The following is a 20,909-nucleotide window of genomic DNA, read 5'->3' on the forward strand; positions in this document are numbered from 1 at the left end:
GCGGGCGGGTCGGGCTTTGCAACCGTTTTCGCGCGGGGTCACGCACCTTTGGCGCGGATGTTGCACTTGGCGAGCTGTTCGGGGGCGAATGCGGCACCGTTGGCGGTGAAGGCGGTGAGCGGCCCGAGCTGTGCGGCGGCAAGCTGGCACATGGTCAGGTGGCTGCCCTCGGCACGCGGCGTCGCGCACCGCTCGGCGGTGCATTTCCACAACGTGCTGCGGGTCAGCAGCGTATCGACGGCCGGGGCGGTCGCCGGCACCGCGCTATAGCCACGGGCCGGCTGTGCTGCGGCGGCGAAGGGCAGGGTCAGCGCGGCGGCGGTCAGCAGGGCGAACATCTTCATCGACACGGGCTCCTTGAGATCAATCTTGCTGGCGTGCTGGCTAATATACAACAGTGTAAGTTGCAAGTTGATATCTTTGCTGCAATCGCGAGAAAACCGGTATTCCTTTGCGCTGCCCCATGCGCTAGACCCACAGCGGATGACGACCGCCCTTCGAGAACCGCTGCGTGACCTTGCCAACCAATGCAGCCTGCCCGCCGCGCTGGAGGCGATGGGCGAGCGCTGGTCGTTCCTGATCCTGCGCGGATCGTTCAACGGGCTGTCGCATTTCGAGGAATTCCAGTCGGAGCTGGGCATCGCCCGCAACATCCTGGCGAACCGGTTGTCGCGACTGGTCGGGCACGGCATCCTCGAACGCCGTGCGGTCGAAAGCGACCGGCGCAAGATCGAATATCGCCTGACCGAAAAGGGCTATGCGCTGCTGCCGACGATGGTCGCGCTGCGCCAATGGGGCGAACGGTGGGAGACGGGCGTGGCGGCGACGCCGGTGCTGGTCGACGCGCGCGATCGTCGCCCGGTACAGCCGGTCGCGGTGCGCAGCCATGACGGACGGGTGCTGGGCAAGGGTGATCTGCTATGGTCGCTGCCCGAGGATGTAGCCGGCTAGACCGGCTCGACGACTACCGATTACGTCGCCCCAGCGAAGGCTGGGGCCTCAAGCGGTTCCTGCCGCGTGCTATCATCGAGAGATTCCAGCCTTCGCTGGAATGACGTCCGGTCCGACGGGCGGATCAGGCGATGGTCCGACCGGCGGGCACACCCGCCGGCCGGTTTCGGTGCCTACATGCCCTGCAGCATCTCGATATGGTGCTGCACCACCGGGGCAGTCGCGGCGGCGACGGACTTCAGCGGAGCAGCGGTGCCGCTCTGTGCATAGCCGCTATGCAGTGCCAGCGCCTGCTGGTGGGCGGTGCGCTGCTGCGTCACATAAGTGCGGTCGCGCTCGGCGCCGGTCTTGGTGCGCAGTTCGGCGACCATCTGCGCCTGCATCGGCTCCAGCTTGGGCGCGGGCACGCGGACGCGCGCGGCGGTCGCGGCCTGCTTCACGTCGGCGGTGCTCTTCTGGTGATCGCGGATCATCATCGTCGCGAATTCGCGGATCTTCGGATCGCGCGTCGATTGCAGCACCAGCTGGCTCGACGTGCGTTCGTACAGGTCGCTGGCCCCAGCCTTGGTCACATAGGTCGTGGCATCGGTCGTCTGCGCTGTGAGCGGGGCGGCGAGCAGGGCGGCGGCGGAAGCGATCATCGTCAGGCGTAGCATCATATTCTCCATGGGGAGCATCGATGGCAGCCCAACGCGCGTCGCAGGCAAACGGCGCGGCGTAATCGGCGTAACTGATTTGGATTATGAAGTTAATTGGCGGGAAGCGTTGCCGGTTCGACGATCGGTGCAGGTTCGGCGCGATGGCCCCAGCGGACCAGCGACCAGGCGCGTTCGTGGAAATAGAACAGCGTGATCTTGGTCAGTACCTCGGTCCCGGCGATCGCTCCTGCGAGCTTGGCCGAGCCGGAGAAGAGCAGCCCCAGCACGAAGGTGTCGATCGATCCGACCGTCCGCCACGACACCGCCTTGACGAAGCTGCGCGGATGGCTTTCGAGACCCTTGAAGACGAACATGCCGACGAACCTCCCGCCGCGGGAATTGCGGCGTGGCGCGAAGCTGCGGCAATCGGTTGTAGCGGTGTAGCGAGTTTATGTTCTGGCGAACGAAGCCGCGCTTTTTACAGCAGTTGGATCAGCATCAGCAGCAGCCCCAGCATCGACGCGACCCACGCCAGGCTACGGACATAGGGCACGCCGAACAGATAGAGCGGGTGATAGACGATGCGCGCGACGAACCACAGAATCGCCCCCGTCGCGCCGAGCCCGCCGGTCCGTCCGCTGACCGCCAGCGCCAGTACCAGCGCGACGAAGGCGGGGTAGCTTTCCTTGAAATTGTCGAGCGCGCGCTGGGCACGGCCAGCCATGACCCCCTTGGGCGCATTGTCGCCGTCGCGCGGGCCGGCATTCCATTGCGTGCCGCGCTCGCGGGTGGCGAAATGTCCCTGCAACAGGATGGCGATGGTCAGCAGCACGACCGACCAGCCGAGCAGGGTGAGTTCGATCGGCAGGTCGGTCATCGGTGCGCTCCATCGGGGGACGGGGCGGTAAAGAGTCGAGCCGAAGCCGGGTTCCGCCATCGCCGGGCGTCAGCCGACGCTCCGCCCCGGCGTATTCACACCCATTGATTGCAGATATTTCTTCACGTTACGCGCCGCCTGCCGCAGCCGCTGTTCGTTCTCGACCATGGCGATCCGGACATAGCCCTCGCCATTCTCGCCATAGCCGACGCCCGGCGCGACCGCGACCTTCGCCTCGGTTAGCAGCTGCTTGGCGAATTCGAGCGACCCCAGATGCGCAAGCGCGGGCGGCAGCGGGGCCCAGGCGAACATCGATGCGCGCGGGGAGGGGATGTCCCAGCCGGCGCGGGCGAAACTCTCGACCAGCACGTCGCGACGCTTGTGATAGAGCTGGCGGTTCTTCTCGACGATATCCTGCGGACCGTTCAATGCGGCACAGGCCGCCGCCTGGATCGGAGTGAAGGCGCCGTAATCGAGATAGGACTTCACCCGCGTCATCGCCGCGATCAGTTTCTTGTTGCCGACGCCGAAGCCCATGCGCCAGCCGGCCATCGAATAGGTTTTGCTGAGCGAGGTGAATTCGATCGCGACATCCTTCGCCCCCTTGACCTGCAGGATCGAAGGCGTCGGGCAGCCGTCATAATACAGCTCGGAATAAGCGAGGTCGGAGATGACCCACAGCCCATGCTCCTTCGCGAAGGCGACGACGCGTTCGTAGAAGGCGAGATCGACGACCTCGGCGGTCGGGTTCGACGGATAGCCCATCACCAGCACGCTGGGCTTGGGCACGGTGAACGCCATCGCGCGTTCGAGGCTTTCGAAATAATGTTCGTCGGGCGTGGTCGGCACCGCGCGGATCGTCGCGCCGGCGATGATGAAGCCGAACATATGGATCGGATAGCTGGGATTGGGGGCGAGAATCACGTCGCCCGGCGCGGTGATCGCGGTGGCGAGGCTGGCCAGCCCCTCCTTCGACCCCATCGTCACCACGACTTCGCTGTCGGGATCGATATCGACGCCGAAGCGGCGGCCGTAATAATTGGCCTGGGCGCGGCGCAGCCCCGGAATGCCGCGCGATTGCGAATAGCCGTGCGCCGAGGGCTTGCGCGCGACCTCTACCAGTTTTTCGATGACATGGTCGGGCGGCGGCAGGTCGGGATTGCCCATGCCGAGGTCGATAATGTCCTCGCCACCGGCACGCGCCGCTGCCCGCATCGCGTTCACTTCGGCGATGACATAGGGGGGCAGGCGCTTCATGCGGTAGAATTCGTCGGACATTCTCGTTCCTTTCGACTGCGTCCTTACGCTAGGAAGCAATGAACCGGTAGGCCTGCGCGCCCAGAGGAGAGGAAAATGACCGACGACACCAAAACGCCGCCCGCGGCCACGATGTCGCTCGAGGAATTGCAGCATTGGACGCAGATGCTGGGCCGTGCGCAGCAGATGATGCTCGAACAGGGCATCGACCTGATGGAACGCGCGCCGGCCCTGCCCGACCCGACCGGTCTGGTGAAGGTGCAGACCGATTTCTGGACCGACACGATGAAGCTGTGGCAACGCTTCCTCGACCCCGCCAATGCCGAGCCGGTCGACGAGTCGCCCGAACGCGCACGCGACAAGCGGTTCAAGGCCAAGCAATGGCATGACGATCCGCTGTTCGCCTTCATCCGCCAGAGCTATTTCCTGGTCGCCGACCATATGCTCAAGGGCGTCGAGGCGCTGGACGGCGTGGACCCGAAGCAGAAGGAGCAACTGCGCTTCGCCACCCGCGGGCTGATCGACGCGATGAGCCCAACCAACTTCCCCGCGACCAACCCGCTGGTGGTCGAGAAGATCATCGAGACGCGCGGCGAGAATCTGCTCAAAGGTCTGCAGAACATGCTGGCCGACATGGCCAAGGGGCAGATGACGCAGAGCGACACCAGCGCGTTCGAGCTGGGCCGCAACGTCGCGATGACGCCGGGCAAGGTCATCAAGCGTACCCCGCTCTACGAACTGATCCAGTACACGCCGACGACCAAGAAGGTCGGCGCGATCCCGTTGCTGATCTTTCCGCCGTGGATCAACCGCTTCTACATCCTCGACCTGACGCCCGAGAAGAGCTTCATTCGCTGGGCGGTGGAGCAGGGCCTGAGCGTGTTCGTCGTGTCGTGGAAGTCGGCCGATGCGTCGATGAAGGACGTGACGTGGGACGACTATGTCGTGCGCGGACAGATCGACGCGATCGACACGGTGCGCGAGGTGCTAGGCGTCGAATCGGTCCATACCATCGGCTATTGCGTGGCGGGGACGACGCTGGCGGCGACGCTGGCGTTGCTGGAGGCGCGCGGAGAGGCGGCGAAGGTCGCGACCGCGACCTTCTTCACCGCACAGGTAGATTTCAGCCAGGCGGGCGAATTGTCGCTGTTCGTCGACGACGACCAGCTGAACCTGATCCGGCAGGTCGGCAAGGACGGGTATCTGGACGGCCGGTACATGGCCGCGACGTTCAACCTGCTGCGGGGGCGCGACCTGATCTGGAACTATGTCACTAACAACTATCTGCTCGGCAACGACTATGCGCCGTTCGACCTGCTGCACTGGAATGCCGACGTCACCAACCTGCCGGCGAACTGGCATCTCGGCTATCTGACCGATCTCTACCGCGACAACCGGTTGGTGCAGGCGGGATCGATGACCGTCGACGGTACGCCGATCGACCTGACCACCGTCAAGACGCCGGCCTATATCCAGGCGGGGCGCGAGGACCATATCGCCCCGGCGGAAAGCGTGTGGAAGGTGACCGAGCATTTCGCCGGTCCCTTGCGCTTCGTGCTGGCGGGGTCGGGGCATATCGCCGGCGTGGTCAATCCGCCCTCCGCCGGTAAATATCAGTACTGGACCAACGACGAACCCGCCGACACGCTCGACGCCTTCATCGCCGGGGCGAAGGAAACGAAGGGCAGCTGGTGGCCGGACTGGCGGCAATGGATCGCGGCGGCGGACGGCCGCACCGTGCCGGCGACCGGTGCGCGCAAGCCCGGCGGCGGCGGTGCAGCAGCATATTGCGATGCACCGGGCGAATATGTGCGAACCCGATAAGAACATTTGATTTTTCTATCTCCATATTTATGTTGCGGTGCACAAAAAGCGTCTTGAAAGCGTCATGACGATCGATTAGGTGGTGCGCCGCAGCAGTAGACAGATGGAGGATGTCCGAGTGGCTACCAGAGGTCCGAAGACTGGCACGCGCAAGCCTGCCGGGTCCCGATCCGCTCGACCGGTCGCCGCCGCCGCGCCTGTCGAATCTGCCGCACCGGAACCGGTCGTGCCGCCCGTCGAACCCGAACAGGCGGAAATCCCGCCCGTCCCGTTCGTGGCAGCGCCGAAGCCGGCTCCCGTCGAATTGCCGTTGAAGACCGAAGCGGCCGCCGTCGTCATCCCGACGCCGCCGATCGAACCGGTTGTGGCAGTCGCCGAAACCGTGGCCGAGACCGCCGAGGTCGCGGCTGAAGAAACCGCACAGGCGGTCGAAACCGTAACCGCTCAAGTCGAGGAAAAGACCATGGACGTCACCAACGAAGCGACCGCCACCGCCCAGAATGCCGCCAACAAGGCGCAGAGCTTTGCGCAGGACGCGACCAACAAGGCGCAGAATGTGATGGCCGACATGAACGAGAAGGCCAAGGCCGCCATGGAAAAGGGCGCCAAGGGCTTCGAGGAAATGAACGAGATGGCCAAGGGCAACATCGAAGCGATGGTCGAAGCCAGTCGCATTGCTGCCAAGGGCCTCGAAACCCTGGGTCAGGAAATGGCCGAGTACGGCCGCAAGTCGTTCGAACACGCCACCTCGACCGCCAAGACCCTCGCGACCGTCAAGTCGCCGACCGAGTTCATGAAGCTGCAGTCGGATTTCGTCCGCCAGTCGTTCGACTCGTTCGTCGCCGAAGCGTCGAAGACCACCGAAATGATGATCAAGCTGGCCGGCGACGCCGCGCAGCCGATCAGCAACCGCGTCGCGGTTGCCGCCGACAAGGTGAAGACCACCGCGTAAGCGGTCGGCTAACCTTTACGGGTTAAGGAAGGGGCGGTCGCGCGAGCGGTCGCCCCTTTTGCCATTTCCAATTCGGCGCATATGAACACGCACCCCCTTGCCCTGCCGCACGGCCATGCCATATTTTGCGGCGACATGTCTCGACAGCCCTGCATCCAGATGGCCGGTGACGACCGCGACCATGACGACGACCGCTCGACCGGTCTCGGCGTCGCCACCCAGACCCGCGTCAAGAAGCCCACGCCGTACCGCGTGCTGATGCTGAACGACGATTATACGCCGATGGAATTCGTCGTGCTGTGCCTGCAACGCTTCTTCCGCATGAGCATGGAGGAAGCGACGCGGGTGATGCTGCACGTCCACCAGCGTGGCGTCGGCGTCTGCGGCGTCTTCACCTACGAGGTCGCCGAGACCAAGGTCGCGCAGGTGATGGACTTCGCGCGGCAGAACCAGCACCCGCTGCAATGCACGCTGGAGAAGGCGTAACCGTCGTCAGCCCGCGCGGTCGAGCGTCCGGTCGCTCAGATAGAGATGCAAGGCATGGGCGACGACGAACAGCAGTGATCCCAGCAGCAGGATTGGCAGGGGATCCTGTCCCCCGCGCGGCGCGATAAGGCTAGACGTGGTCATCACGGTCAGGACGATGGCGGCGAGGACGGGCGTGACGGCAAGCGCCAGCCGACGGGGTGCGGTCCAGTTGACCTAGCCCGACAGCGACCATTGCATCGGTAAGCGTGCAACCCGGCGACGTCGCTGGTCGTAGCGGACCGACATGACGACCAGTATCGCGAGCGTCACGATCATGATGGCAATATGGGTCATGGCGTTCTCCTGGCTGCGTCGAACATGGTTTGGGAAAGCCTGAAGCGCAACAACGATCCCCACTACAGGGTGGGGGGGGGACCAGCCGCAGGCTGGTGGAGGGGGAGGGCCGCAGTCGGAACCGTAACGTTTGCGGCGATCCCCCTCCACCATCGCCTTCGGCGACGGTCCCCCTCCCCGTGAACGGGGAGGATTGACGTGCACCTCTTGCACACCCCCGCGTACCCACTAGAAGCTGCCCCATGGATCGTATCGTCATTCGCGGCGGCAATCGCCTGTCCGGCCGCATCGTCATTTCTGGCGCGAAGAACGCCGCGCTTACCCTGCTGCCCTGTGCGCTGCTGACTGAAGAGCCGCTGACGCTGCGCAACCTGCCACGCCTGGCGGACGTCGACAGTTTCGGCCACCTGCTCAACCAGTTCGGCGTGTCGACCACGGTCGAGGGTTCGCACCCGAGCGAATTCGGCCGGGTGATGACGATGCGCGGCCAGCGGCTGACCTCAACGGTCGCACCCTATGACATCGTCCGTAAGATGCGCGCGTCGATCCTCGTGCTCGGCCCGCTGGTCGCACGTGCGGGCGAGGCGACGGTGTCGCTGCCCGGCGGCTGCGCGATCGGCAACCGCCCGATCGACCTGCACCTGAAGGCGCTCGAAGCGCTGGGCGCCGAGATCGAGCTGGCGGCGGGCTATGTAAAGGCGACTGCGCCCGGCGGACGCTTGCCCGGCGGGCGCTATCGCTTCCCGGTCGTCTCGGTCGGCGCGACCGAGAATGCGGTGATGGCGGCGGTGCTGGCCAAGGGGACCAGCGTCCTCGAAAACGCCGCGCGCGAGCCGGAGATCGTCGACCTGTGCCGCTGCCTCGTCGCGATGGGCGCCAGCATCGACGGCATCGGCAGCGACACGCTGACCATCGAGGGCCGCGAGAAGCTGCACGGCGCGACCTATGCGGTGATGCCCGACCGGATCGAGGCGGGCAGCTATGCCTGTGCCGCGGCGATCACCGGCGGCGCGGTCGAATTGGCCAATGTCGTACCCTCCGACATGCGCGCGACGATCGACGCGCTGGTCGAGGCCGGCGTCGCGGTGCGTGAGGAAGCGACGTCGCTGTTCGTCGAGGCGGGTGGCGACATCCGCCCCGTCAACCTGTCGACCGCGCCCTATCCGGGCTTCGCCACCGACATGCAGGCGCAGTTCATGGCGCTGCTGACCCGTGCCGACGGCGCGAGTGTGCTGACCGAGACGATCTTCGAAAACCGCTACATGCACGTCCCCGAACTGGCGCGGATGGGCGCGGACATCACCGTCACCGGCCGTTCGGCGGTGGTGCGTGGTGTCGCCGGCCTGGTCGGCGCGCCGGTGATGGCGACCGACCTGCGCGCATCGATGAGCCTCATCATCGCCGGATTGGCGGCAGAGGGAGAGACGTCCGTCAGCCGCGTCTATCACCTCGACCGCGGCTATGAACGGCTGGAGGAAAAGCTGCAGGCGGTCGGGGCCGATATCGAACGGCTCGGCGACGGCTGATCTTTGCGCCGCTCCGCGCTTGAACAAGCGATTATTGTCTGACTATACCCCTCCCGACGAACCGGACGCGGCGCGATAGCCCGCCGGTGGCATTGGGAGGGTGACGATGAAAAAGGCGTTTCTGGTCAGCGCGTTGGCCATGGCAACGGTGCTGTGCGGCGGTGTCGCCAGTGCGGCGACGGCCAAGCGGTCGAGCTTCGGCAAATTGCCCGACGGCACTGCCATCGAAATGGTCACGCTGACCGGCAGCAACGGCGTCAGCGCGAAGATCATGACGCTCGGCGCGACGCTGCAGGCGTTCAACGCGCCCGACCGCAACGGCAAGGTCGCCGACGTTACGCTCGGCTATGACGATGCCGCCAGCTACGTCACTGCTCCCAACTACTGGGGCCAGACGATCGGTCGCTATGCCAATCGCATCGCCGGCGGCAAGTTCACGCTCGACGGCAAGGCGTATCAACTGACCCAGAACGACAAGACCAATTCGCTCCACGGCGGCACGGTCGGTTTCGACAAGCGCGTGTGGCGGATCGTGTCGGTCAAGGACGGGCCGAGCGCGTCGGTGACGATGGCGCTGAACAGCGCGAACGGCGATCAGGGCTATCCCGGCACGCTCGACGTGACCGTGACCTATGCGCTCGACGACAAGGGCGCGCTGACCATCGATTTCGATGCGAAGAGCGACGCGCCGACCATCGTCAACCTGACCAACCACGCGCTGTTCGACATGGGCGGCGAGGGCAGCGCGATCGGCACGATGCACCACAAGCTGACCATTCCGGCCAGCCGCTACACGCCGGTCAACGACCTGCTCATCCCGACCGGCGAACGCCGTCCGGTCGCGGGCACGGTGTTCGACTTCACCCGCGGGCGGATCGTCGGACAGGATGTCCGCGACGGCCGCGATCCGCAGATCGTCGCCGGGCGCGGGTACGACCATAATTTCGTGCTCGACGCGGGCATGACCAAGGAGCCGAAGCTCGCCGCGCGGCTCGAGGACCCGGCATCGGGCCGTGTGCTCGAAGTGCTGACCACCGAACCGGGGGTGCAATTCTATTCGGGCAATTTCATCGACGGCACGCTGATCGGCAAGAACCGTCACGTCTATCGCATGGGCGACGGTATCGCGCTCGAACCGCAGAAATTCCCGGACACGCCGAACCAGCCGGCATTCGGATCGGCGCGGGTCGAACCGGGCAAGCCCTATCATCACCGTATGGTGTACCGCGTGTCGGTGGCGCGCTGACCTGATCGTAGCTAAAATCGTATCCCCGCCTGCGCGGGGATACGCTTACGCAGAGCGAGGGACGGTCAGTGCGCGTGGGTCAGCCCGCAATCGTCGCCGGTTTCAATCTGCACCGTCGCATGACCGATGCCGAAACGGTGCTCCAGTTCTTCCGACAGCTCGACCAAAAACCCGTCGCTGGGATGGCCATCGGGTATCACCAGATGCGCGGTCAGCGCGGTTTCGGTCGTGCTCATCGGCCAGATATGCAGGTCGTGCACCCGCGCCACGCCGGGCAGTCCGGCCAGCATCGCCTCGACCGCCGCGGCATCGATGCCGCGCGGCACCGCCTGTAGCGCCAGCAGCAGCGATTCGCTGAGCAGGCTCCACGTCCCGATCAGGATGATCGCGACGACGATCAGGCTGACGACCGGATCGATCCAGCCTGCCCCGGTCCACAGGATTGCAAGTCCGGCAATCACCACCCCCGCCGACACCGCCGCATCGGCCGCCATGTGCAGATAGGCGCCACGGATGTTGACGTCGCCATGCCGCCCGCGCGCGAATAGCAGTGCCGTGGCGAGGTTGACGACGATCCCGGCCAGCGCGACCCACACCACCGGTAGGCCGTCGATCGGACGGGGGCTGCCCAGCCGCTGAATCGTCTCCAGCAGGATCGCGCCGACCGCGATCAGCAGGACCAGCGCATTGGCGAGCGCGGCGAGGATCGTCGAGGCGCCCAGACCATAGGTGAAGCGCTTCGATGCCGGCCGCTTGGCGAGTTCGACCCCGCCCCATGCGATCAGCAGCCCGAGCACGTCCGACAGATTGTGACCGGCGTCGGCGAGCAACGCCATCGAATCGAACCAGAAGCCCGCGCTACCCTCGACCACGACGAAGCCGATGTTGAGCAGCGTACCGATCGCAAAGGCGCGGCCGAAATCGGCGGGGGCGTGGCTGTGGCCGTGATGCCCATGATGCCCGTGCGAGTGATGATCGTGGCCATGGCCATGGTGATGCGCGCCCATGCCCTGCTTCTGACAGGTGCGGCACGCGGTGACCAGATGCGACGCAGTGCAGCGGAAAGAGGGTTAAGCGAGCGGTAAGTTGGATCGAAAATGGATGCGACGCGCTGACCGGGCGACATGATGCGGTCCGGTGACCGCCTTTGGAGCAGCGGCTGACGGACATGGACGACGAACGACCATCGGCGCGCATCCTGATCGTCGACGGTGACGCTGCGCTCGCCGATCTTGCCGCCGACGGGGACGGGCACGAACCGGACCGGCTGCGGCTGACCGCAACGCATGTCCAGCGGGGTGAGGATGCGGTCGCGGCCGTTGCCGACGCCTTGCGCGATGATGCCCGCTTCGCCGTCGCTATCGTCGCGATCGGCAGCGCGGGGCTCCAGACGGCGGCACGGCTCCACGCGCTCGATCCCGATCTGCGGATTGTGATCGTCGGCGGTGAGGGCGACGTCGCTTCCGCGTGTGCGCCGCTCGATCGCGTCTTTCGTCTGACCATGTCGACCGCCGGAGAGGTGCAGCGGATGGCGCAGTCGCTCGCCCAACGCTGGCTGGCCGATCGCGAACTGGCGGCGACTGGCGCGGCGCTGGCGGCGCGGGTCGCCGAACTGGAGGAACGGACGCGCGAACTAACGGCCAACGAAAGCAAGGCCATCCACATGGCCCATCACGATCCGCTGACCGATGCACCCAACCGGCTGGCGTTCCTGCGCGTGCTGACCGACAGCCTGCGCGGGACTGATCGCGTCGCGATGGCGATGCTCGATCTCGACCGGTTCAAGCTCATCAACGACACGCTCGGCCATCTGGTCGGGGACGAACTGATCCGCATCGTCTGCGCGATCTTGATCGAACAGGTCGGCAACGACGGCTTCGTCGCGCGGCTGGGCGGCGACGAATTCGGGGTGCTGCTGCGCGTCGCCGACGAAGCCGATGCGATCGCGCGCTGCGAGCGGCTGGTCCGCGCCTGTTCGACCGATCTGCTGGTGTTCGGCCATCCGGTGCGCGGTGCGGCATCGATCGGGGTGGTGATGGCGGACAGCGACGGCGGGGGCGATCCGGTCGATGTGATGCGGCGCGCCGACCTGGCGCTCAACGAGGCCAAACGCGCCGGACGCGGCGTCGTGCGCCGATTTGACGCTAGCATGGACGAATCGATCCGTTTCCGTCGCGGCATCGAACAGGGGCTGAGCCGCGCGATCGAGCAGGGCGAGATGGCGCTGCTGTACCAGCCGATCGTCGCCCGCGACACGCTCGAGATCGTCGCGTTCGAAGCGCTGTTGCGCTGGGACAAGCCCGACTATCGCGATGTCAGCCCAGCCATGTTCGTGGCCATCGCCGAGGAATCGAACCTGATCCACGACCTGGGCGACTGGGTGCTGGATCAGGTGCTGGCGATCCTGCCGCGCCTGCCGGGACGATATGTCTCGGTCAACATCTCCGCGCGCCAGTTCCGGCGACCGAATTTCGCGTCGTATCTGATCGACCGGGTACGGCGCGCAGGGGTCGCGCCCGAGCGGTTGCAGATCGAGGTTACCGAAGCCGCGATCTTCGCCGATGCCGAACGCGCCGCCGCGACGCTGCTCGAACTGCGCGACCGTGGTTTCCGCATCGCGCTCGACGATTTCGGCACCGGCTATTCGTCGCTCTACAATATCCGCACCTTCGCGCTCGACTGCCTGAAGATCGATCGCAGCTTCATCGACGGGATGGGCCGGGAGCGGGAAAGTGCGGCGATCGTGCATTCGATCATCCACCTCGCCCGCGCGCTACGGCTGGAGGTGGTGGCCGAAGGGGTCGAGACCGAGGCACAGGTGCAGGCGCTGCGCGTGGCCGGTTGTTTGCACCTGCAGGGCCATCATTTCGCCCGACCGCTCGAACCCGAGGATGCGGTCGCGCTGGCCACCGGTGGCCGGCTGTCGGCGAACGGGTGACCTATCGATCGCCCGCCAGACCGGCGATGATCGGCAGGATCCGCGCCGCATCGTCACGCCGACAGATCAGCAGATCCGGCAACCACGTATCCAGACAATTATAATAAAGCGGCGAACCGTCGATCCGCGACGCATGTAGTCCGGCTGCCAGCGCGACCGCGACCGGGGCGCAGCTATCCCATTCATATTGCCCGCCCGCGTGCAGATAGATGTCGGCTTGCCCAAGCACCACCGCCATCGCCTTGGCGCCTGCCGACCCCATCGGGATCAACTCGGCGTCGATCGCCTCCGCCACCGCCAGTGCTTGAGGCGCGGGGCGGGTGCGGCTGACGACCATGCGCGGGCGCGTTGGGGCCGGCGGCACGACCGGAGCGGGGCTGCTCGACAGGGTGACGCCGAGCGAGGGTAGCGCCACCGCCCCGGCCTCGGCCCGGCCCCCGACCGCCAGCGCGACATGCACCGCCCAGTCGTCACGCCCCTCGGCATATTCGCGCGTACCGTCGAGCGGGTCGACGATCCAGGTCTGGGCGGCAGCACAGCGCAGCTTGTCGTCGGCGGACTCTTCGGACAGCACGAAGGCGTCCGGGCGGGCGGTGCGCAGCCGGTCGAGAATCAGCGCATTGGCTTCGCGGTCGCCGCGATCGCCCAGCGCCTTGCCGGTCTCGCGCCCCTCCGCCCGGATGGCGAGCAGCAGCTTGCCCGCCTCGGCGGCGATCGCGGTCGCGAGCAGTGCGTCGTCGGTCACAATACCGGCGCCCAGATGCCGAGCACATGCTCGACGATGCGTTCGGCGGCCGCCTCCGGCGTCTCGCGCGTGGTATCGACGTGAATTTCGGGAGAAAGCGGCGGTTCGTACGGGCTGTCGATGCCGGTGAAGTTGGCGAGCGCACCGCTGCGCGCCTTGGCATACAGCCCCTTCACATCGCGCGCTTCGGCGACCGCCAGCGGCGTATCGACGAACACCTCGACGAATTCGCCCGCGGGCAGCATCGAGCGTGCAAGGTCGCGCTCGGCCCGGAAGGGTGAGATGAAGGCGGTCAGCACGATCAGGCCGGCATCGGCCATCAGCTTGGCGACCTCCCCCACACGCCGGACATTCTCGACCCGGTCGGCATCGGTGAAGCCCAGATCGTGGTTGAGGCCGTGGCGGACATTGTCACCGTCGAGCAGGAAGCTGTGCTTGCCCAGCGCGTGAAGCTTCTTCTCGACCAGATTCGCGATGGTCGACTTGCCCGATCCCGACAGGCCGGTGAACCACAGCACGCGGGGGCTCTGGTTCTTCTGCGCGGCATGCGCTTCGCGGGTGATGTCGATCGACTGCCAATGCACATTCTGGCTGCGACGCAGGCAATAGTCGATCAGGCCGGCGGCGACGGTGGCGTTGGTGATCTTATCGATGAGGATGAACCCGCCGAGGTCGCGATTGTCGGCATAGGGTTCGAAAGCGATGCCGCGATCGGTGAACACGTCGGCCACGCCGATATCGTTCAGCGACAGGGTCTTCACCGACAATTCGGCCAGCGTGTTGACGTCGATCGCATGGCGCGGCGGCTGGACCGTGGCCGAGACGGTGCCCGCGCCGGTCTTCAGCCAATAGGCGCGGCCGGGCAGCAGCGGTTCGCCGTCCATCCACACGATCGTCGCGCGGAACTGATCGGCGACCTGTGGCGGCGCATCGGCGGCGGCGATCACGTCGCCGCGCGAACAATCGATCTCGTCGGTCAGCGTCAGCGTCACCGACTGGCCGGCAACCGCCTGTTCGAGATCGCCGTCCATCGACACGATGCGAGCGACACGCGACGTCTTGCCCGACGGCAGCACGCGGACGGCATCGCCCGGACGGATGGTGCCGCTGGCGATCAACCCGGCAAAGCCGCGGAAGTCGAGGTCGGGGCGATTCACCCACTGCACCGGCAGTCGGAATGGCCGCGCAGCCGCCGCCTCGCTGTCCAGTTCGACCGATTCGAGATGCTCGATCAGCGCCGGACCGGTGTACCACGGCGTATTGGCGGACGCGGCGGCGATATTGTCGCCCTTGAAGCCCGACAAGGGAATCGCAGTAAAGGCGGCGATGCCGATCGATTCGGCGAAGGCGGCATAGTCGGCGACAATGGCGTCGAACGTTGCCTGATCGTAGCCGACCAGATCCATCTTGTTCACCGCCAGCACGATGTGACGGATGCCGATCAGATGCGCGAGATAACTGTGCCGCCGCGTCTGGGTCAGCACGCCCTTGCGCGCGTCGATCAGGATCACGGCGAGGTCGGCGGTCGACGCGCCGGTGACCATGTTGCGGGTATATTGTTCGTGGCCGGGCGTGTCGGCGACGATGAACTTGCGCTTCTCGGTCGCGAAAAAGCGATAGGCGACATCGATGGTAATGCCCTGTTCGCGTTCGGCGGCAAGGCCGTCGACCAGCAGCGCGAAGTCGATCTCGCCGCCCTGGGTGCCGACCCGCTTCGAGTCGCTCTCCAGCGCGGCCAGCTGATCCTCGAAGATCATTTTCGAATCATAGAGGAGGCGGCCGATCAGCGTCGATTTGCCGTCGTCGACCGATCCGCAGGTGATGAAGCGCAGCAGCGACTTGGATTGGTGCTGCGCCAGATAGGCGTCGATATCGGCCGCGATCAGCGCGTCGGGCGTATAGGCGGGGGAGGTCGCCATCAAAAGTAACCTTCCTGCTTCTTCTTTTCCATGCTGGCCGATCCGGCGTCGCGATCGATCGCGCGCCCCAATCGTTCGGAGGTGGTGGTCAGCAACATTTCCTGGATCACATCGCTTAGCGTCGCCGCCTCGCTCTCGACCGCGCCGGTCAGCGGATAGCAGCCCAGCGTGCGGAACCGGATCGAGCGTTCGACCGGGACTTCGCCGGGCAACAGGCGGAAGCGGTCGTCATCGACCATCAGCAGCATCCCGTCGCGCTCGACGGTGGGGCGGGGCGCGGCAAAATACAGGCGCACGATCTCGATCTTCTCGCGCAGGATATATTGCCAGATGTCGAGTTCGGTCCAGTTGGACAGCGGGAAGACGCGGATCGATTCACCCTTGGCCTTCCGTGCGTTATACAGATGCCACAGCTCGGGCCGCTGCGCCTTGGGGTCCCAGCGATGATTGGCCGAGCGGAAGGAGAAGACGCGTTCCTTGGCGCGGCTCTTCTCCTCGTCGCGCCGCGCACCACCGAAGGCGGCGTCGAACCCATATTGGTCGAGCGCTTGCTTCAGCCCCTCGGTCTTCCACAGATCGGTGTGCAGGCTGCCATGGTCGAACGGGTTGATGCCGCGCGCCTGTGCCTCCGGATTGTGGTGGACCAGCAATTCCATGCCGGCATCGCGCGCCGCCTTATCACGCAGGTCGTACATCGCGCGGAATTTCCACGTCGTATCGACATGGAGGAGCGGGAAGGGCGGCGGGGCGGGGTAGAATGCCTTTTTGGCAAGGTGCAGCATCACCGCCGAATCCTTGCCGACCGAATACAGCATCACCGGACGTTCGGCCTCGGCAACGACTTCGCGCAGGATATGAATGCTTTCCGCCTCGAGCCGTTCGAGGTGGGTCAGGCGGCGGATGCTGGGATCGGTCATGGTCCTGTCGCAGGTAGCGACCAAGGACGAAGCGACAAGACAAGGATTCTTGCGAGACCCGCCAGTTCAGCTTTGTCGGGGCGGGTCGGGAACGGGGACCGAACGGCGGCAGGGGGCCGGATACAAAAACGCCTGGGTCGTCGCGGCGAACCGTTCCGACCCAGGGCGCGTATTCCAGTTAGACCGGACGAAGATCTTCGCCGTAGCCGTCACGGAACAGAGCGAAAAACGCCTGCATTTTCATTCTCCCAGTTACGCCGAAGCGCAGCGCCGTATTAACCGAAAATTAACCATAAGCCAAATTCTAATTGCAAGAAAACGCGCCTCTTTCAGACGGGAGCGTTAACCGAAGCTTTGGGGTTGCGGCGGTAGCGATGGGTCCATCATGGCACGCGCCGATTCGGATCATCTCCCGCTAGGCGGGCATTCGGGACAAGGGGGAAGCCTGTGTCCCACGCCCGGCGAATCCGGTGGAGGTGCGGCATCGCTTCCGGTGCCGGCAACATGGCATCGCTTCGTGCTACTTGCCGAAATCGAGGATTTTGCGACGTTACGGCGCGGCATTGGCATCGCCCGGGCAGCGGCGGTACTCGAAGACGTCGCAGCGCGAATCACCGCCGCCATTCCGGCGATACGGGTAGTGCCGATCGGGCGCGGCGCCATCGAACTGGATTTTGCCGGCGAATCGGCATCGTCTGGCAGCAAGATGCTGGAGCGGGTTCATGCGGCGATGGAGCCTGCCTTCGATCTCGACGGCGAAACCTATCGATTGTCGCTGCGGGTGGGTGGCGTCGGTGCGGAAGCCGCCGAGCATGACGATGTCCGCCTGATCGAAGCCGCCGAAGAGGCATTGTCGGATGCGCGGCAGGCGGGTGCCGACGTGCTGCGCCATCTGAGCGATCCGGTCGCCGGCCATGATCCGGTCCAGCTGATGCGCGAACTGCCCGGCGCGATCGAAAACGGCCAGATCTTCCTGCAATATCAGCCCAAGGTCCGGGTGCGGCAGCAATGCGTGGCGAGCGCCGAGGCGCTGGTGCGCTGGCGGCACCCGACGCGCGGGCTGATCCTGCCGGGCGACTTCATCGAGGCTGCCGAACGATCGAATGCCATCGGCGCGCTGACGCTGTGGATCATCCGCCGGGTGATCATGGATCAGCGGATCATCGCCGCCGCCGGATATGACATTCCGATCTTCATCAATATCTCGGGCGTGCTGCTGTCCGACGCGGGGTTCGTCCGCGACGCCTGCGCCTTGGTACGCGAGGGCGATGCGCGGGTCGGGTTCGAAATTACCGAGACCGCGGTCATCCGCGATCCCGAAAGCGCCATCGCTAATCTGCGCGCCTTTGCCGATATCGGCGTGCCGCTGGCGATCGACGATTATGGCGCCGGCTTGTCGTCGCTCGCCTATCTCAAGCGTCTGCCTGCGAGCGAACTGAAGATCGACAAGCTGTTCGTGACGCAGTTGACCAGCAGCAATCGCGACCCGCTGATCGTGCGCTCGACCATCGATCTGGCGCACGCGCTAGACATGGAAGTGACCGCCGAAGGGGTCGAGACGCCCGCCGCGCTGGCGCTGCTCGGCGTCATGGGATGCGACATGGTGCAGGGCTATCTCATCAGCCGCCCGGTCGAATTCGCGGCGTTCCGCACCTTTCTGCAGGAGGAACGCCATGTCGCCGCGATGGCCAGCCCGCGCCTGTCGTTCCTACGCAACGAAGGCCAATGGAAGACCGGGTAAGCGATCGTTCGGCGCGCCGTTTGCGCGGTTCGACCGGCTAGCCAACCACTACGAATCGTTAACCAAAGCGGCCTAGGGTCCCTGTATGCGCCTGCGGTTCCCGCTCTTTGCCCTATCCCTTGTCACGGCAGCGAGCGCTGTGCCCGCGACGGGGCAGGCGACGCCGCTCGACGTTCGGTTCGAGGCGGTGCGCACCCTGCTCCTGACCGATCCGCAACGCGTCCTGCGGGACGGTGGCGCACTCGAAGATGCCGCAAAGCGTCGCGATGGCGATCGCTCGACGTTGGTCGCCGCCAGCAAATGGTTGCAGGCCGAGGCCTATGTCCGGCTGGGCGATCCCAAATCCGCAGCGGCCGAGGTGGAGCAGGCGCTCGCGCTGCTCCACCGCCTGCCGGGCAGATATGCGATCGAGGGGGACGTGTTGCGCACGCGCGGCGATATCGCCGCCGATGCCGACAATGTCGCCGGTGCATTGGCCGATTATCAAACCGCCTATCGCATCTATGTCACGGTGGACGACCGCCGTGGACAGGCGATGGCGCTGCTCAGCATCGGCGCCTTGTACCGGCAGGGGGCCGATTTCGAAGCGGCGCTGCGCTATTACGGGCAGGCGATCGAAATCTATGACGACGATCCTGCGCTGTCTATTTCGCTGCTGAACAATCGTGGGAACGTATTGGCGGATATGGGGCGGCACCGCAGCGCGCTGATCGATTATAGCAAGGCGCTGGTGAAGGCGCGTCAGATCGGTAATCGACCGTTTGCAGCACAGATCCTGCGCAATCTGGCGCGTTCGCAGCGCGCGGTCGGTGATTTCGCAGCAGCGGATCGTTCGATCGCGGAAGGGTTGCGGACCGCACGGGCGATCCAGTCGCGTGGTGTCGTCGACCAGTTGAAGGCGCTGGCCGGGCGGCTGGCGGCGGATCGTGGCGACCTGAGCGATGCGACGCGGCTGGTCGACGAAGCGTTTGCGGGCGTCGATCTGACCAGGACGTCGCTGGCGATGCGCGACAATCATCGCAACGCCTATGCCGTCTATCTAGCGGTCGGGGATGCGGCCGAGGCACTGCCGCATCTGGCCGCGATCGACCGGCTGAACGAGCAGGCGACGCAGCTGACCACGTCGACCAAGACGGCGCTGATGTCGGCGCGGTTCGATTTCCAGAACCAGGAACTGCGCATCGCCCGGCTGAAGCAGGAGGAATTGCGCCGCAACATCGCGTTCGAACGCGCCAGCGCGCGGTTCCAGCGTATCCTGTTCGGCAGCATCGCGGCGGCAGTCGCGGTGCTTATCGCGCTGCTGAGCTTCGGCATCGTGACGCTGCGCCGCAGCCGCAACGCGGTGCGCCACGCCAACGTCGAACTCGCCGCGACCAATGTCGCACTCGAAAAGGCGTTGAAGGCCAAGGGCGACTTCCTTGCGACGACCAGCCACGAGATCCGCACGCCGCTGAACGGCATTCTCGGCATGGCGCAGGTCATGTTGCGCGATACGCGGCTGACCCCCGATCTGCGCGACCGGTTGAGCATCGTCCATGACGCCGGGGTGACGATGCGCGCACTGGTCGACGACATTCTCGACGTGGCCAAGATGCAGTCGGGCAATCTGGCGGTCGAACGCATCCCGACCGACCTGAGCGCGACGATCGAGGACCTGACCCGCGCGTCGCGACGGCAGGCGGAGGATCGCGGATTGGCCTTCACCCTCGATATCGGCGACGTGCCGCGCTGGATCGAGGGGGATCCGGTGCGGTTGCGGCAGATTCTGTTCAACCTGTTGTCGAACGCGCTAAAATTCACCGAGGTCGGCACGATCGCCGTGCGTGCCGAGGGCGACGCCCAGCGGGTGCGTATATCGGTCAGCGACAGCGGCATCGGGATCGCCGCCGATCGTATCGACGAGGTGTTCGAATCGTTTCAGCAGGCGGACAACAGCACGACGCGCCGCTTCGGCGGTACCGGGTTGGGGCTGACCATTTGCCGCAATCTGGCGCGGGCAATGGGGGGCGACATACATGTCGCGAGCGTGGCCGGTGAGGGTTCGACCTTCACGCTCGACCTGCCGGTAACGATGGCCGTACCGCCGGCGTCGGACAGCGGCGAAGATGCCGCACGGAATACGCTGCTGATCCTCGAGCGCAATCCGATCGCGCGGGGAATGATGCGGACGTTGTTCGCCGATCACAGCGCGTCGATCGCGTTCGTCGACGATGTCGCCGCGGTACGGGCGCGGTTGCAGGAGGGCGGCGTGCTGGCACTGCTGATGGACATGGCAGCGCTGTGTGCGACGTCCGATGCCCCCGAGCGCGACCTCGCCGAAATCGAGGCCATGCTCGCTTCGGCGCAATTACCGGCAGTTCTGATGCTCAACCGGGAAGATTATGGCGTAAGCATCGGTTATGACGCCATAACATTGCTCAACAAGCCGGTTTCGGCTAAGCAACTTATCGACGCATTGTTCGTCGTGCGGGATGATCGGGGTGCAGTGCCAACAGCCCTTGTTTCAAATGCGGCGTAGCGATAGCGGATTTCGATATGCAAGGCTTTGAAATCAGG

The 20,909-nt window shown here is 65.4% G+C and carries 19 protein-coding genes; 9 read left to right on the forward strand and 10 right to left on the reverse strand.

The window, feature by feature from the left end; genetic code table 11:
• Positions 1-38: 38 nt before the first annotated feature.
• Entirely contained in the window at positions 39-344 is a 306-nt protein-coding gene (locus tag ACTHQV_RS12115; protein ID WP_440490569.1) for a CC_3452 family protein, read from the reverse strand.
• 139 nt (positions 345-483) lie between these two features.
• Here ACTHQV_RS12115 and ACTHQV_RS12120 point away from each other — a divergent pair, with 139 nt between their 5' ends.
• Complete coding sequence (locus tag ACTHQV_RS12120; protein ID WP_440490571.1) at positions 484-951, forward strand: winged helix-turn-helix transcriptional regulator; 468 nt, start codon at positions 484-486, stop codon at positions 949-951.
• Positions 952-1,124: 173 nt separating this feature from the next.
• Here the strand turns inward: ACTHQV_RS12120 and ACTHQV_RS12125 are convergent, their stop codons facing one another.
• The 4 genes from ACTHQV_RS12125 to ACTHQV_RS12140 form a co-directional block, all read right to left on the reverse strand.
• A complete protein-coding gene (locus tag ACTHQV_RS12125; protein WP_440490572.1) occupies positions 1,125-1,619 on the reverse strand; it encodes a DUF4142 domain-containing protein in 495 nt (164 codons plus the stop codon).
• Between the two features lie 80 nt (positions 1,620-1,699).
• Entirely contained in the window at positions 1,700-1,963 is a 264-nt protein-coding gene (locus ACTHQV_RS12130; protein ID WP_440490574.1) for a DUF2061 domain-containing protein, read from the reverse strand.
• Between the two features lie 104 nt (positions 1,964-2,067).
• Positions 2,068-2,466: an MAPEG family protein gene (locus ACTHQV_RS12135; protein ID WP_440490575.1), complete on the reverse strand. Its 399-nt coding sequence runs from the start codon at positions 2,464-2,466 to the stop codon at positions 2,068-2,070.
• 69 nt (positions 2,467-2,535) lie between these two features.
• Positions 2,536-3,744: an LL-diaminopimelate aminotransferase gene (locus ACTHQV_RS12140; RefSeq protein WP_440490577.1), complete on the reverse strand. Its 1,209-nt coding sequence runs from the start codon at positions 3,742-3,744 to the stop codon at positions 2,536-2,538.
• 75 nt (positions 3,745-3,819) lie between these two features.
• On the opposite strand from ACTHQV_RS12140, the gene ACTHQV_RS12145 reads away from it, so the two are divergent.
• The 3 genes from ACTHQV_RS12145 to clpS all read left to right on the forward strand — a co-directional run bounded on the left by ACTHQV_RS12145 (position 3,820) and on the right by clpS (position 6,985).
• A complete protein-coding gene (locus ACTHQV_RS12145) occupies positions 3,820-5,547 on the forward strand; it encodes a PHA/PHB synthase family protein (protein WP_440490578.1) in 1,728 nt (575 codons plus the stop codon).
• Positions 5,548-5,773: 226 nt separating this feature from the next.
• Positions 5,774-6,499, forward strand: coding sequence for a phasin family protein (locus tag ACTHQV_RS12150; RefSeq protein WP_440490579.1), 726 nt, complete (start codon positions 5,774-5,776; stop codon positions 6,497-6,499).
• 159 nt (positions 6,500-6,658) lie between these two features.
• Complete coding sequence (clpS, locus tag ACTHQV_RS12155; RefSeq protein ID WP_066688376.1) at positions 6,659-6,985, forward strand: ATP-dependent Clp protease adapter ClpS; 327 nt, start codon at positions 6,659-6,661, stop codon at positions 6,983-6,985.
• Positions 6,986-6,991: 6 nt separating this feature from the next.
• On the opposite strand, the gene ACTHQV_RS12160 is transcribed toward clpS, so the two are convergent.
• Entirely contained in the window at positions 6,992-7,132 is a 141-nt protein-coding gene (locus tag ACTHQV_RS12160) for a hypothetical protein (protein WP_440490580.1), read from the reverse strand.
• Between the two features lie 431 nt (positions 7,133-7,563).
• Here ACTHQV_RS12160 and murA point away from each other — a divergent pair, with 431 nt between their 5' ends.
• Together murA and ACTHQV_RS12170 are read left to right on the forward strand one after the other, a co-directional pair.
• Positions 7,564-8,847: a UDP-N-acetylglucosamine 1-carboxyvinyltransferase gene (murA, locus tag ACTHQV_RS12165; protein WP_242118274.1), complete on the forward strand. Its 1,284-nt coding sequence runs from the start codon at positions 7,564-7,566 to the stop codon at positions 8,845-8,847.
• A gap of 106 nt (positions 8,848-8,953) precedes the next feature.
• Complete coding sequence (locus ACTHQV_RS12170) at positions 8,954-10,093, forward strand: aldose epimerase family protein (RefSeq protein WP_440490582.1); 1,140 nt, start codon at positions 8,954-8,956, stop codon at positions 10,091-10,093.
• Positions 10,094-10,158: 65 nt separating this feature from the next.
• Here the strand turns inward: ACTHQV_RS12170 and ACTHQV_RS12175 are convergent, their stop codons facing one another.
• Positions 10,159-11,100, reverse strand: a complete 942-nt coding sequence (locus tag ACTHQV_RS12175) for a cation diffusion facilitator family transporter (protein WP_440490584.1) — start codon at positions 11,098-11,100, stop codon at positions 10,159-10,161.
• Between the two features lie 161 nt (positions 11,101-11,261).
• Here ACTHQV_RS12175 and ACTHQV_RS12180 point away from each other — a divergent pair, with 161 nt between their 5' ends.
• Complete coding sequence (locus ACTHQV_RS12180) at positions 11,262-13,031, forward strand: putative bifunctional diguanylate cyclase/phosphodiesterase (RefSeq protein WP_440490586.1); 1,770 nt, start codon at positions 11,262-11,264, stop codon at positions 13,029-13,031.
• A gap of 1 nt (position 13,032) precedes the next feature.
• On the opposite strand, the gene ACTHQV_RS12185 is transcribed toward ACTHQV_RS12180, so the two are convergent.
• The 3 genes from ACTHQV_RS12185 to cysD are packed head-to-tail and all read right to left on the reverse strand — an operon-like array spanning position 13,033 to position 16,612.
• Positions 13,033-13,779 (reverse strand): 3'(2'),5'-bisphosphate nucleotidase CysQ, encoded by a 747-nt coding sequence (locus ACTHQV_RS12185; RefSeq protein ID WP_440490783.1) that lies wholly within the window; start codon positions 13,777-13,779, stop codon positions 13,033-13,035.
• The gene (gene cysN, locus ACTHQV_RS12190) at positions 13,773-15,695 is read right to left on the reverse strand and encodes a sulfate adenylyltransferase subunit CysN (protein WP_440490587.1); all 1,923 of its coding nucleotides are present in this window, start codon (positions 15,693-15,695) and stop codon (positions 13,773-13,775) included. The genes ACTHQV_RS12185 and cysN overlap by 7 nt, the downstream gene beginning before the upstream one ends.
• Positions 15,695-16,612: a sulfate adenylyltransferase subunit CysD gene (cysD, locus tag ACTHQV_RS12195; RefSeq protein WP_440490589.1), complete on the reverse strand. Its 918-nt coding sequence runs from the start codon at positions 16,610-16,612 to the stop codon at positions 15,695-15,697. The genes cysN and cysD overlap by 1 nt, the downstream gene beginning before the upstream one ends.
• Before the next feature lie 517 nt (positions 16,613-17,129).
• Here cysD and ACTHQV_RS12200 point away from each other — a divergent pair.
• Together ACTHQV_RS12200 and ACTHQV_RS12205 are read left to right on the forward strand one after the other, a co-directional pair.
• Complete coding sequence (locus ACTHQV_RS12200; protein WP_440490591.1) at positions 17,130-18,353, forward strand: EAL domain-containing protein; 1,224 nt, start codon at positions 17,130-17,132, stop codon at positions 18,351-18,353.
• 85 nt (positions 18,354-18,438) lie between these two features.
• Complete coding sequence (locus ACTHQV_RS12205) at positions 18,439-20,871, forward strand: ATP-binding protein (RefSeq protein WP_440490593.1); 2,433 nt, start codon at positions 18,439-18,441, stop codon at positions 20,869-20,871.
• Positions 20,872-20,909 lie beyond the last annotated feature (38 nt).

Origin of the sequence: Sphingomonas sp. SAFR-052 (assembly GCF_051965015.1) — a bacterium.
Classification (GTDB): domain Bacteria; phylum Pseudomonadota; class Alphaproteobacteria; order Sphingomonadales; family Sphingomonadaceae; genus Sphingomonas.

Coding starts and splice junctions, on each gene's coding strand:
- ACTHQV_RS12140 (WP_440490577.1), bottom strand. CDS start 3,744: ATGTCCGACGAATTCTACCGCATGAAGCGCCTGCCCCCCTATGTCATC.
- ACTHQV_RS12130 (WP_440490574.1), bottom strand. CDS start 1,963: ATGTTCGTCTTCAAGGGTCTCGAAAGCCATCCGCGCAGCTTCGTCAAG.
- clpS (WP_066688376.1), top strand. CDS start 6,659: ATGGCCGGTGACGACCGCGACCATGACGACGACCGCTCGACCGGTCTC.
- ACTHQV_RS12205 (WP_440490593.1), top strand. CDS start 18,439: ATGCGCCTGCGGTTCCCGCTCTTTGCCCTATCCCTTGTCACGGCAGCG.
- ACTHQV_RS12115 (WP_440490569.1), bottom strand. CDS start 344: ATGAAGATGTTCGCCCTGCTGACCGCCGCCGCGCTGACCCTGCCCTTC.
- ACTHQV_RS12135 (WP_440490575.1), bottom strand. CDS start 2,466: ATGACCGACCTGCCGATCGAACTCACCCTGCTCGGCTGGTCGGTCGTG.
- murA (WP_242118274.1), top strand. CDS start 7,564: ATGGATCGTATCGTCATTCGCGGCGGCAATCGCCTGTCCGGCCGCATC.
- ACTHQV_RS12175 (WP_440490584.1), bottom strand. CDS start 11,100: ATGGGCGCGCATCACCATGGCCATGGCCACGATCATCACTCGCACGGG.
- ACTHQV_RS12145 (WP_440490578.1), top strand. CDS start 3,820: ATGACCGACGACACCAAAACGCCGCCCGCGGCCACGATGTCGCTCGAG.
- cysD (WP_440490589.1), bottom strand. CDS start 16,612: ATGACCGATCCCAGCATCCGCCGCCTGACCCACCTCGAACGGCTCGAG.
- ACTHQV_RS12120 (WP_440490571.1), top strand. CDS start 484: ATGACGACCGCCCTTCGAGAACCGCTGCGTGACCTTGCCAACCAATGC.
- cysN (WP_440490587.1), bottom strand. CDS start 15,695: ATGGCGACCTCCCCCGCCTATACGCCCGACGCGCTGATCGCGGCCGAT.
- ACTHQV_RS12125 (WP_440490572.1), bottom strand. CDS start 1,619: ATGGAGAATATGATGCTACGCCTGACGATGATCGCTTCCGCCGCCGCC.
- ACTHQV_RS12180 (WP_440490586.1), top strand. CDS start 11,262: ATGGACGACGAACGACCATCGGCGCGCATCCTGATCGTCGACGGTGAC.
- ACTHQV_RS12170 (WP_440490582.1), top strand. CDS start 8,954: ATGAAAAAGGCGTTTCTGGTCAGCGCGTTGGCCATGGCAACGGTGCTG.